The organism is Streptosporangium sandarakinum (assembly GCF_013409935.1).
GTDB classification, from domain to species: Bacteria; Actinomycetota; Actinomycetes; order Streptosporangiales; family Streptosporangiaceae; genus Streptosporangium; species Streptosporangium nondiastaticum.
In genome coordinates, this window is record NZ_JACCCO010000002.1 from 927045 (window position 1) to 939063 (window position 12019).

At 72.4% G+C, this 12019-nt stretch carries 9 protein-coding genes; 3 read left to right on the forward strand and 6 right to left on the reverse strand.

Annotation, left to right across the window (positions count from 1 at the left end):
- Positions 1–138: 138 nt before the first annotated feature.
- The 4 genes from HDA43_RS22700 to HDA43_RS22715 all read right to left on the reverse strand — a co-directional run bounded on the left by HDA43_RS22700 (position 139) and on the right by HDA43_RS22715 (position 2908).
- Positions 139–1665: a WXG100 family type VII secretion target gene (locus tag HDA43_RS22700; protein WP_179824938.1), complete on the reverse strand. Its 1527-nt coding sequence runs from the start codon at positions 1663–1665 to the stop codon at positions 139–141.
- Between the two features lie 38 nt (positions 1666–1703).
- Entirely contained in the window at positions 1704–2120 is a 417-nt protein-coding gene (locus tag HDA43_RS22705) for a hypothetical protein (protein ID WP_179824939.1), read from the reverse strand.
- Between the two features lie 112 nt (positions 2121–2232).
- Positions 2233–2547, reverse strand: a complete 315-nt coding sequence (locus HDA43_RS22710; RefSeq protein ID WP_179824947.1) for a WXG100 family type VII secretion target — start codon at positions 2545–2547, stop codon at positions 2233–2235.
- Positions 2548–2584: 37 nt separating this feature from the next.
- Positions 2585–2908 (reverse strand): WXG100 family type VII secretion target, encoded by a 324-nt coding sequence (locus HDA43_RS22715; protein ID WP_179824950.1) that lies wholly within the window; start codon positions 2906–2908, stop codon positions 2585–2587.
- A gap of 355 nt (positions 2909–3263) precedes the next feature.
- On the opposite strand from HDA43_RS22715, the gene HDA43_RS22720 reads away from it, so the two are divergent.
- Both HDA43_RS22720 and HDA43_RS22725 read left to right on the forward strand, forming a co-directional pair.
- Positions 3264–4934, forward strand: a complete 1671-nt coding sequence (locus HDA43_RS22720) for a cell envelope integrity TolA family protein (protein ID WP_179824952.1) — start codon at positions 3264–3266, stop codon at positions 4932–4934.
- A 6-nt stretch (positions 4935–4940) separates the two neighbouring features.
- Complete coding sequence (locus tag HDA43_RS22725; protein ID WP_179824954.1) at positions 4941–5693, forward strand: hypothetical protein; 753 nt, start codon at positions 4941–4943, stop codon at positions 5691–5693.
- Between the two features lie 32 nt (positions 5694–5725).
- On the opposite strand, the gene HDA43_RS22730 is transcribed toward HDA43_RS22725, so the two are convergent.
- Entirely contained in the window at positions 5726–6172 is a 447-nt protein-coding gene (locus tag HDA43_RS22730) for a YbaB/EbfC family nucleoid-associated protein (protein ID WP_179824957.1), read from the reverse strand.
- A gap of 130 nt (positions 6173–6302) precedes the next feature.
- Entirely contained in the window at positions 6303–7748 is a 1446-nt protein-coding gene (eccD, locus tag HDA43_RS22735; RefSeq protein WP_179824958.1) for a type VII secretion integral membrane protein EccD, read from the reverse strand.
- A gap of 155 nt (positions 7749–7903) precedes the next feature.
- On the opposite strand from eccD, the gene eccCa reads away from it, so the two are divergent.
- Positions 7904–11908, forward strand: coding sequence for a type VII secretion protein EccCa (eccCa, locus tag HDA43_RS22740; RefSeq protein WP_179824961.1), 4005 nt, complete (start codon positions 7904–7906; stop codon positions 11906–11908).
- Positions 11909–12019: the final 111 nt, after the last annotated feature.

The following is a 12019-nucleotide window of genomic DNA, read 5'->3' on the forward strand; positions in this document are numbered from 1 at the left end:
ACCCTACCCGTATCGGATCTTCGGCGCCCTCCGTACGGCGCGCCGCCCACGGGGTCGCCGGGCGGACGCCGGAGGTGTCCGCGGCCACCGCCGGAGCGGCGGTCCCCGGAGGACCGGCCCCCGGCGGACGGCGGTCCCTCAGCAGAGCAGCGAGGGCCCCCCGCCTTCGGCGGAGCCCCAGACGTCGTCGACCTCGGAGACGGGGATGCCCGGGCTCCGCTCCTCCTGCTCCCCCTCCGCGGCCCCGCCTCCCATGAGGGGCGGGATCATCCCGGGGCCACCCGTCGTGCCCCGCGACAGCACGGCGGAGGTCACGCCGTTCGCGTTCGCCGAGCCCCAGCCGGAGCCGTTCCCGAAGCCGTACCCGTTCCCCGGGCCGTTCCCGGTGCCGGGACCGCCGAGGATCGGCGGGACGTTGGTCGTGACGTTGGGGAAGGCGGTCACGTTCGGGTTCGGGGTCACGGTGGTGTTGCCGATCACCGGGTTGGGGTGCCCGAGCGAGTTGTACGGCGAGACGGTGGTCGTGGGCGTCTGCGGGTTGAAGTTCGACATCTCGGTGGCGCGGGGGTCGTACCGGGAGCCCTCGTCTCCGCCGATCACGGGCGGTACGGTGCCGTCGCCGTTCCGGCCGGTGCCGTTCGATCCGGAACCGTCCGCGCCGGGACCGTTCGCACCGGGGTCGTTCGCCCCGGGCAGGCCCGTCCCCGTGTCGCCGGGCGCGTGGGAGCCCGGCCCGTTCGTGCCGGTGTCACCGGAGCCGGAGCCGGAGTCCGAGCCGTGCGAGCCCGAACCGCCGCCGGAGCCGTTCGCCCCGCCGCCACCCGAGCCCGAACCGCCCGAGCCGCCGGAACCCGAACCGGAGCCGTGGGAGCCGGAACCCGAACCGGAGCCGCCGCCGGACCCGTCCGGCCACGAGGAGCCGCCCGGGTTGTACGCGCCTCCCGAACCGTTCCCGGAGAAGATCGAGCCGTTGTTCGGCGAGCCGTCCGGGTAGCGGGTGTCCCGGTAGTCGCCGGGTCCGCCCGGCAGCGCCACGACCGGAAGCTCGTACGACACGTGCGGGGGGACGTACGAGGTGTAGAGCTCGACGATCTTCTCGTTGAGCTCCTTCAGCACCTCGCGCGCCGCCCGGTCGGCGTCCTCCGGCGTCAGGACCGTCTCCCCGGAGGACGTCGCGCCGGGGGTGGGCGTGGTCGTCGGGGTGGCGGTCGGCGACGGCGACGAGGTCGCCCGGGACGTCGCCCCCGGAGTCGGCGAGGGCCCCGGGGTGGGGGTCGGCACCTTCGGGTCGGGGATCTTCTCGATCTTCGCGATGGCCTGGGGGAGGTACTCGCCGCCGTAGAGCCGCAGGGTGGTGGACATCTGGTTCATCTTCGAGACCAGCTCGGAGCCCGTGGCGTGCAGCATCTGCAGCGCCTTCTGCACCTCCTTCGCCGCGTCGCCGCCCCACACCCGCGACAGCTCGGCCGCGTTGCGCTGCAACGCGCCGAGGACGAGGTCGATGGTCCCGGCGGCGTTGCCGTAGGCGAACCCCGCGTCGTTGACGGCGGCCGGAGAGGTGTCGCGCAGCAGCCTCTCGATCTCGCTCTTGCCGGCGGCGGGCGCGCCCGCCTCCGGAACCGCGCTATAGGACCGGATCAGCAGAACCTTGGCTTCGCTTCCCACAGCACCTTCCCCTGCCCGCTTCTGCCCTGCGCCCCGCCTCAGCCGCCGTTGGCTCGGCGGGCCCCGTCGTACTCGTCGGCGTTCGCCCTGATCGCCTTGACGGCCTCGTCCAGCCGCTGGGCGAAGAGGCCGTACACCTTCCACAGCGCCTGGGCGCCCTCGTCACCGCTGGACTGGCCGACAGTGTGGGCGAACGCCTGCGCCGCGCTCCAGGAGCCGATCTCCTTGGCGGTCAGTCCGCCGTTCTCGCTGACGCTCTCCACCGTCCCGGTGGTGTAGCCCTCGGAGTAGGCCGGGCCCTTGAGCATCCCGGCGTACTCCTCCAGCTCGCCGGCGATCGCCCGCATCTTGGAGGCGCTGAACTCGGCGCCGGGGGAGCCGTCCAGACCGGGCCAGTTGGGGTCGACCCAGAGCGCGCGGTCACCGGCGCCGTCGATGGCGTCCTTACTGGTCATGATCACCCCTTGTGGAGAGGCCGGGCCGCGGGCCATGGGCCCGCGACCTGAGACGGACTGTCCCGGTCACCGCCGCCGCGGTGACCGAACGGAGACCGGCGTGCCGGTCGCGTCAGGAGCTGGACCAGATCGCCTTGTTGCGCGCCTCGGCGGCCCGGTAGTTGTCGTTGGCGACGCCGAGGGCCACCGCGGCCTCGTGGAGCTGACGGCCCATCTCCTGCTCCGCCCGGTCCCACTTGGCCCGGTGCTCTTCGAAGAAGGTCGCCGCGCCACCGGCCCAGGCCTGCTCGCCCAGGGTCTGCCGGAGCTTGGTGACCAGGTCGTCGGTGGCCTTGTCCATGTCGGTGACGACCTTGAGGAGCTGTTCCTGGACGCGCTCCATGTGGCCGAAGTCGACCTTGGTGTAGTCACCTGCGGAGTTGGACATTCGACTCTCCTTACTCTGACCGTTTACGGGGGACGCGCTACCTGGGGGGAAGGTTGATGAGGGAGTCGACCCGGTTCATACCGGACTGCACGTCCTGATCGGCCCCGCTGTAGGTGACGGCGTTCTGACCCATCCGGTCGGCGATGTCCTCCAGGTCACGCCGGATGATGAGGGCCTGCTCGTCCCACTTGGTCATGGCCTGCTGGAACTTGACGGCCGCCGCGCCGAGCCAGCCCGAGGCCGTGAGCTCCTGGGTCGTGGTCGCGACGCCCCTGCGCAGACCCTCGACGAACTGCGCGGTGTCGACGACCTGGGTCGCACCCAAGGTGATCTTCTCTGGGCTCGCACCGTAAAACTCCACCGGTCACCTCCGTGACATGGGGCTGCCTCTTCGTCACGGCGCCACGTCCTCGCGCCCACCCCGTGACTTATATGTCACACAGAGCGACAAAAGGAACTACCCCCGCGAACATCATCGAATGGCATGTTAGCGATCTAGAGCCGCACAACTAACGCGCGCATATATTACGGCCTCATAACATTTCAACGACTTCACAACAAACGCCCAGGCCAGCGAGGCGTCATCCTTTTAATAACCGCCCGGCGGTCATGGCCGCCACCTGCGTGATAGTTGATACTTCATCCATTTCTGTACCGGCCAAACGTGGTTGAGCTACTGTTGGCGATCACTGCGCGACGTGACGGGGAGGGTGGAGTTGGCCGAGAGCCTCAACATCGAACGCCTGCTCAACTGGGGCGAGACTCAGACCCCACCCACCACCGGCCCGGTGGAGATCATCCGTCCCGCCGAAGACGGCGCGGAAGCGGCCTCCACGGCGCAGGCGTCCGCGGCGTCCGACTTCTCCGGCCTCACCGGCTACGAGGGTCCGATCGACCTGGCCACGTCGCCCGCGTCGTCCGCCCTCGGCGCCGACGCCTCCGCGACGGCCGTGGGAACGGGTGGCGCCGCGCCCGGAGGGTCTCCCGACGACGGCCCCAAGCAGGAGATCATCACGGACCCGTACGGCGAGGCCGGCCCCGCCGGGGGGGCGGCGAACGACGGCGGGGCGGCCGCGGACGGCCCGCGCGGCTCCGCTGACGGCTCCCCCTTCGACGACTCCCGGGACCCGGACGACGGCTCGCGCGGCTCCGGTGAGGACCCGGCCACCGACGTCTCCCGGGACCCGGACGACGGGTCCGGGGACCCGGACGGTGACGCGGGGGTTCCCGAGGGCGAGGCGCACGACCCGGGTGAGACCGGGGACGCCGATTCCGACGAGCCCGGATACATCGAGCCGAGCGGACCGGACGACGACGCCGGGTCCGGCGACGGCGACGCGACCGGGCCGGATGATGAGATCTACCCCGACGACCCGAACGGCGACGTGACCGAGGACCCCAATCCGCCGGGCACCGACGGCCCGGCGGACTCCGGCGACCCCGGCGACCAGGGGAACCCCGGGGACTCCGGGAATCCGGGTGACCAGGGGAACCCCGGCGGCTCCGACGGCTCCGGGACGGGTGACACGAGCGGTCCGGGAACCGGCGACACCGGCGGCCCGGGAACCGGCGACCCGACCGTCCCCGTCGAGCCCGGCGGTTCCGGTAACCCGACCGACCCCACGAACCCGTCCGATCCGAACGCCCCCGGAGGCGGCACCGACCCCACGTCGCCGGGCCAGCCGGAGACCCCGGGCGCGGAGACCCCGGGTGCGGAGATGCCGGGCACCGAGCTGCCCGGCACGGGCACCCCGGGCACCGGGACCCCCGGCACGGAGACCCCCGGCGCCGAGACGCCGGGCCTGGAGACTCCGGCGGTGCCGAGCGGGTCGCCCGGCGGCGGCGATACGGGCGGCGGCGGGATGCCCAGCGGCCTCGGCAACACCGGAGGCGGCGGCTCCGGACCGGGTGGGCTCGGAGGCGGAGCCGGCGCCCCGGACCTGGCGGAGCAGCAGAAGAAGGCCGCCGAGGAACAGAAGAAGGCGGCCGAGGAGCAGCGGAAAGCCGCCGAGGAACAGAAGAAGAAGCAGGCCGCCCAGCAGCGTGAGCAGTACCTCACCACGAAGGGCGTGGGCGACCACTGGCGCAAGGCCGACACCACCGCGCTGACCAAGCTCAGCGGCAAGATCAAGGCCATCGGTGACGAGGGCGGGGAGGCCGCCACCGCCCACTCCAACGCCTCCGGCATCGACCTGGGCGGCTTCCCCGGCCTGGGCGTGCTCGGCCTGATGGGGCTCAACTCCGCGCACAACGGGACCCGCGACAACATGGTCAGGTACCTGGAGTCGGCCAGGACGCACCTGAACACCACGATGAGCGGGCAGCTGAAAGAGGGATCGACGGTCATCAAGGCCGCCGAGGACGCCAACACACTCAAGGGAGTCTGAGCGGGCATGGACGTCTACAGCTCGGGGACGGGCCTCTACACGACCTCGCTCGCCATGTGCGTGGCCAGCGCCGCCATCCCCAACAGCCCGATGTTCTCCTACGCCTGCCGGATGGCCGCCGCGGCGATCGGCGTCCTGTACTCCAGCCCGAGCGACATCAAAGGGTGTGGAGACGGCTGGAAGGGCCTGAACCCCCACATCGAAAAAACGAAGACCGCCATCAAGGACGCGGCGAAGTCGGTGTCCGACGAGGAGTGGAAGAAGATGGGCCGCGAGGAGTTCGACGCGGCCTACAAGCAGTTCTGCGACGAGCTGGACAAGTGCAAGGGCATGAACGACGCCGTCGGGGGCTGCATGGACGGAGCCGCGAAGATGTCGTTCGCCGGCGCGCTCGTCTCGACGACCGGGTCCGGAATCCTGTTCGGGTTCGCCATGGCGGCGATGGCCAGCAAGGTCGTCCCCGGCATCGGCCAGGCCGCCTCCCTGGCCATCCAGAGCGCCGGGATCACGTACGCCAACATCTTCCAGACGGGCCTGAAGAACATGGCGACGAAGAACCTCAAGGTCCTGGGAGCCGCCGCCATGATCGCCGCGATGGCCGGCCAGTTCTTCTCCCAGTCCACCCAGCAGAAGCTGGCCACGGCGACGACCCCGGCCAACGGCGACATGCCCGCCTTCGAGCAGGTGATGATCGAGGGCCTGCCCGTGTCCACCAAGGGGCTGCCGGGTGCGTCGGGCACGAAGACGCCGGGGGGCTGACCCGCCACCCGCGCCCCGGCGCCCCGTGGCGGCTACAGGTCCAGACGGCGGCGGATGCGGTCGAGCTCGCCCATGACGTCCTCGAACGTCCGGTTGTAGGCCGCCTCGGCGCTCTTGAGCTGCTGCAGCGCCGCGTCCGGGTCCTGGACCAACCGCATCGGGTTGTCCTCCTCGCCGAACGCCTCGGCCATGGCGGCGTTGACCTGGTCCTGGAGGTCCTGCGTGGCGGCGTGCAGGACCTCCTTGATCCGCTCGGCCAGCTCGCCGGAGCTGAGCCGCATCGCCTTGGGGTGGAGCTGGAGTTCCCGCAGCCCCTCGGCGGCGTACTCCACGATGACCAGGCCGTCATCGTCCTGGGCGCGCCCGACCAGCGTCGCCAGGGACTTCTGGAGCTCTTCCATCTTGGCGAACTGACCATCGGCCCCGCTCAGGAGCTTGTCAACATCAATGTTCGCGAAATCCCCGAACTCCGCCGTCATCGGTCGCCCCCTCTTACCCAGCACTCACTCATCCCGGACCGCACAAAGGCCGGTTTCCGCGGAAAGCTAACCGCACCCGATCACACCTCCGCAATCCACTCGGTGACATTCCGTCGGACCCGGCCCCGGTTCAGCCGGCCAGGCCGCGCACCCAGGAGTAGACGTCCAGCACGCCGAGGGCCAGGGGGAAAAGCGTGATGATCAACAGGATCTCCAGGATGTCCCCGGCCCGGCCCCAGAACGGGGACGGCTTGCCGTGGCGCAGCCACAGCCCCATCCCCGCCGCGACCGCCGCCGCGCACATCAGCCCCATCACCGCGATGATCGCCGCCACCCCGCCCGCGCCCGCCACCCGGGCGAGCGCGAAGAGGACGAGCCCGGCGAGGCCCGCCGCGACCAGCCAGAGCCGCTGGCCGAACCCGCGGAAGACGCGCGAGCGCAGCAGCAGGGTCAGCGCCAGCGTCACCGTCGCCGCCATGGCGACCCAGTCGTCCTCCAGCGCCAGGTAGAGCTCCGTCCCCAGGGCGACCATCCCGAGCCCGGCGACCATGCCGGTGGCGTAGGCCTGCGCCCGGAGTGTGCGCTCCCGGACCGACGGCCCGTCGACCCGCTGGTTGTCGCCGCGCAGTTCCTCGGCGTTGGTGGGCATCGAGGGCATCGGCATCCCGGCGGCCCGGAACGACACCGTCGGGATCAGGGAACTGAACGCCAGCAGGACCGTGAGCGTGACCGCGGCGACCCCGGCCGGGGAGGCGCCGGACACCATCACGACGCCGGAGCTCACCGCCCCGGCCATCGCGGCGATCGCCGTGCCGAGGAACCCCTGCACGCCGTCGGCGATGGCGATCACGGCGACCGTCGCCACGAGGCCGACGGTGGCGAACGCGGCGAGCAGGTGCGCCGCCCCCAGTCCGGTCAGCCCGCCGTTCCCGGCGGGCGTCAGCAGCCCGGCGATGAAGCCGTACGGCAGGGCCGCGTGGCCGACCAGCGCGCCCGCGAAGGAGTCGCCCACCACCCGTGACACCAGGGCCCCGGCCACGACCAGCAGCAGGGCGATCACCCCGGCGACCACGGCGGAGGCCGTCCACGGCGGCCCGGCGAACACCAGCGTCACCGCCCCGGCGGCCAGCAGGGCCATGGCCGAGCCCATGCCGACCAGGCGGGTGTGCGAGGAGGTCCAGTTGCCGGCGCTCTCCCTGACGCCGGTGGCGACCACGTCGGCCACGTCGTCGAACATGGCGGGGGGCGCGGCGGCCTCGCGCGGCCGCAGGTAGAGCACCTCGCCGTCGAGCACGCCCAGCGCCCCCAGGCTCTGGGCGATGTCGAGGGGCGGTCCGCCGGGGCGCTGGAGCACCCACCCGGGGGCCGTCGCCGCCTCTCCCCCGATCTCGCCCATCGCCCGCAGCAGGCCGGGCAGCACGTGCGGGAGCGGGATGTCGGCGGGCAGCGCCAGGTCGGCCTTCTTGCGGGGTCCGACGATCGTGACGTGGCACAGGGCGGGCAGCGGCGCGGCGAACTGGGCGAGCGCGCCCTGCGGCGCCGGAACCGGGACGGGCGGCTGGGCCAGCGACCTCACGGTTGTCCTCCTTTTCCCATATCCATCACGGACATCAGGGATATGCCGGATACCGTAGCGGTGAGAAGAGGGATCATGTGCGATAGCCGTACCCGAACGGCGCCGGACGGACGGCGCCGCGGACGGCGAGGAACGACCAGGAAGGCAACCGCAGGGTGAGCATCGTCGTCGTACGGCGCCCCGAGCGCCGGCCCCCGCCCAAGCCGCCGCGTGGCGAGATCCTGCTCGAATCCCCGCCGGAGATCCCCGAGGTGCAGTCGCAGGGCATGACGGCCGTGCTGACCTACCTGCCGATGGTGGCGGGCGCGGCCGCGATGGGCCTGATGTTCACCGCGGGCGGCAACGCCAACCCGATCATGTACGTGGCCAGCGGCCTGTTCGGCGTCTCCATGCTCGGCATGACGCTGGGCCAGCTCGGCCGCCAGTCCGGGGAGCGCCGGCAGCGGCTGAACGGCCTGCGCCGCGACTACTTCCGCTACCTGTCGCAGATCCGCAAGCGGGCGCGGCGGGCGGCGATCCAGCAGCGCGAGGCGCTGGAGTGGAGCGGCCCCGCCCCCGACTCGCTGTGGTGGGTCGCGATGAGCCAGCGGCTGTGGGAGCGCCGCCCCCGCGACGACGACTTCGGCACCGTACGGCTCGGCACCGGCGTGCAGAAACTCGCCGTCCAGCTCGTCCCGCCGGACTCCCGGCCGGTCGAGGACCTGGACGCGCTGACCTCCGGCGCGCTGCGCAGGTTCGTCCGGGCGCACTCGACGGTCGCCGGGCTGCCCGTCGCGGTGGCCCTGCACTCCTTCGCCCGGATCAACCTCACCGGCGACCCGGTGGCCGTGCGGGAGCTGGTACGGGCGATGATCGCGCAGATCACCGTGTTCCACTCCCCCGACGACATGCGGATCATGGTGTGCGCCAGCAAGGAGTGGATGGCCCAGTGGGACTGGGTCAAGTGGCTGCCGCACGCCCTGCACCCGGAGGAGACCGACGCCGCCGGCCCGGTTCGGCTCATGGCCGAGAACCTCGCCGAGCTCGACCGGCTCGTCGGCGGGGAGCTGAAGGAACGGGCGCGGTTCCGGCCCGGCGCCTCCACCGACGCCCTGCCGTACCACGTGCTGATCCTGGACGGCGGGCACGTGCCGCACGACTCCCAGCTCGGCACCGACGCCATCCAGGGCGTCACCGTGATCGACCTGTCGGGGTCGGCGGGGGCGATCGAGGAGAAGAGCACGCTGCGGCTGGAGGTCCAGCCGGACGGCTTCCACATGGTCAAGGTGGACCACGCGGGCAAGCGCAGCTCGACCCGGCTCGGCGACCCCGACCGGCTGGACTTCCTGCGGACCGAGGGCCTGGCCCGGCAGCTCGCGCCGCTGCGCGCGTCCACCGCCACGGGGGGCGGCGAGGCCCAGGACGTCCTGTCGGTCAACACCTCGCTGACCGACCTGCTCGGCGTCGGCGACCCGACGCGCCTCGACGCGGGAGTGACCTGGCGCCCCAGGGCCGGGCGCAACCGGCTGCGGGTGCCGATCGGCCTCGGCGTGGACGGCCGGCTGGTCGAGCTGGACATCAAGGAGTCGGCGCAGGGCGGGATGGGGCCGCACGGCCTGGTCATCGGCGCCACCGGCTCGGGCAAGAGCGAGCTGCTGCGCACCCTGGTCCTCGGCCTGGCGATCACCCACTCCTCGGAGATCCTGAACTTCGTCCTGGTCGACTTCAAGGGCGGCGCGACCTTCCTGGGCCTGGAGACGCTCTCCCACGTCTCGGCGGTCATCACCAACCTGGAGGACGAGCTCCCCCTCGTCGACCGCATGTACGACGCCCTGCACGGCGAGATGATCCGCCGCCAGGAGCTGCTGCGCGCGGCCGGCAACTACGCCTCCCTGCGCGACTACGAGCGCGCCCGCGAGCAGGGCGCCGACCTGCGCCCGATGCCCACGCTGTTCGTCGTGATCGACGAGTTCAGCGAGCTGCTGACGGCCAAACCGGAGTTCATCGAGCTGTTCGTGATGATCGGCCGGCTCGGCCGCTCGCTCGGCGTGCACCTGCTGCTGGCCTCCCAGCGCCTGGAGGAGGGCCGGCTGCGCGGCCTGGACACCCACCTGTCCTACCGGGTGGGCCTGCGGACCTTCTCCGCGATGGAGAGCCGGGTCGTGCTGGGCGTCGCCGACGCCTACGAGCTGCCACCCGCGCCGGGCAACGGCTACCTGAAGTTCGACACCACCGGGATGACCCGGTTCAAGGCCGCCTACGTGTCGGGCGCCTACCAGGCCGACCCGCACCACGCGGCGGCCGCGGACGGCAGTGCGCCGGTGCGGGAGGTCGTGGAGTACGGGCCGGAGTTCGCGCCGGTGCCGGTCGTGGCCGAACCCCCCAGGAAGGAGCTGGCCCCGGCGGAGAGCACCCCCGCCAAGGGCAACTCCCTCAGCCTGCTGGACATCGTCGTCGACCGGCTGAAGGGCCAGGGGCCGCCCGCCCACCGGATCTGGCTCCCGCCGCTGGCCGACGCGCCGACCCTCGCCCACCTGCTGCCGCCGCTGTCGGTCACGCCCGAGCTGGGCCTGACCACCACCGGATGGGCGGGCCGGGGACGGCTGCACGCGGTCATCGGCATCATCGACAAGCCGTTCGAGCAGCGCAGCGACCCGTTCTGGCTGGACGTCTCCGGCGCGGCCGGGCACGTCGGCGTCGCCGGCGGCACCCAGAGCGGCAAGAGCACGATCCTGCGCACGCTCATCACCAGCATGGCGCTCACGCACACCCCCCGCGAGGTGCAGTTCTACTGCCTGGACTTCGGCGGCGGCTCGCTCGCCTCGCTGGAGGGCCTGCCCCACGTGGGCGGCGTCGCCACCCGCCTGGACACCGACCGGGTCCGCCGTACGGTGGCCGAGGTCTCCACCCTGCTGGAGCAGCGGGAACGCGACTTCGCCGAGCAGGGCATCGACTCGATCGCCGTCTACCGGCGGCAGGTGGCCGACGGCGCGATCGAGGGCGACCGGTTCGGCGACGTCTTCCTGGTGGTGGACGGCTGGCTGACCGTCCGGCAGGACTTCGAGTCGCTGGAGCCGGTCATCACCGACCTGGCCGCGCGCGGCCTCGGGTACGGCATCCACGTCGTGGCCGCCACCAACAAGTGGTCGGAGTTCCGGCCCGGCATCCGCGACCTGTTCGGCACCCGGGTGGAGCTGAAGCTGGGCGACGCCTACGAGTCGGAGGTCAACCGCAAGGCGTCGCTGGCCGTGCCCGAGGGGACCCCGGGACGCGGCCTCACCCGGGAGGGCCTGCACTTCCTGGGGGCGCTGCCGCGGATCGACGGCGTCCGCAAGGCCGACGACCTCACGGTGGGCGTGCGCGCCCTCGTCGACGCGGTCCGGGAGGCCTGGCAGGGGCCCCCGGCCCCCGGTGTGCGGCTCCTGCCGCCGGTGCTGCCGGCCGAGACCCTGCCCGGCATCGAGGAGACCGGCCCCGGCCGGATCCCGATCGGCATCGACGAGGCGACCCTGTCGCCCGTCATGCTCGACTTCGACACCGACCCGCACTTCATCGTGGTCGGCGACACCGAGAGCGGGAAGTCCAACCTGCTGCGCCTGATCACCGAGGGCCTGGTCGCCCGGCGCACGCCGCGCGAGGCCATGATGATCGTGATCGACTACCGGCGGACCCTGCTGGACTCGGCCGCCACCGAGCACCGCATCGGCTACGCCGCCTCCAGCGCGGCGGCGGCCGGCCTGATCGGCGACGCGCGCGCCGCCCTGCTCAAGCGGCTCCCCCCGGCCGACCTGACGCCCGAGCAGCTCCGCAGCAGGAGCTGGTGGCAGGGTTCGGACCTGTACATCGTCGTCGACGACTACGATCTCGTCGCGACCTCGTCCAACCCGCTGCAACCGCTGGCGGAGCTGCTGCCCCAGGCCCGCGACATCGGGTTGCACCTGGTCGTGTCCCGCGCGATGGGCGGCATGGGGCGGGCGATGTTCGACCCGGTCGTCCAGCGGCTCAAGGACATGGCCAGCCCCGCGGTCATCCTGTCGGGCAACAAGGACGAGGGCTTCCTGTTCGGCAACGTCCGGCCGCACCCGCTGCCGCCGGGCCGCGGCTACTACGTCGACCGCAAGTACGGCGCGCGGCTGGTCCAGACGGCGTTCCTGCCGCCGCAGGAGCCGGTGGAGGACTGACACCCGGCCGCCGGGCCGCCTTCCCGGGCCCGGGGAGGCGGCCCGGCGGGGACCGGCCGTCGCGGGACGGCGGCCTCCGGAGGCCCCGGCCGCGGTGGGACGGCGGCCGGG

Excerpts from the sequence above, each read along its gene's own strand:
- HDA43_RS22725 (WP_179824954.1), top strand. The coding sequence starts at position 4,941 with ATGGACGTCTACAGCTCGGGGACGGGCCTCTACACGACCTCGCTCGCC.
- HDA43_RS22730 (WP_179824957.1), bottom strand. The coding sequence starts at position 6,172 with ATGACGGCGGAGTTCGGGGATTTCGCGAACATTGATGTTGACAAGCTC.
- HDA43_RS22710 (WP_179824947.1), bottom strand. The coding sequence starts at position 2,547 with ATGTCCAACTCCGCAGGTGACTACACCAAGGTCGACTTCGGCCACATG.
- HDA43_RS22705 (WP_179824939.1), bottom strand. The coding sequence starts at position 2,120 with ATGACCAGTAAGGACGCCATCGACGGCGCCGGTGACCGCGCGCTCTGG.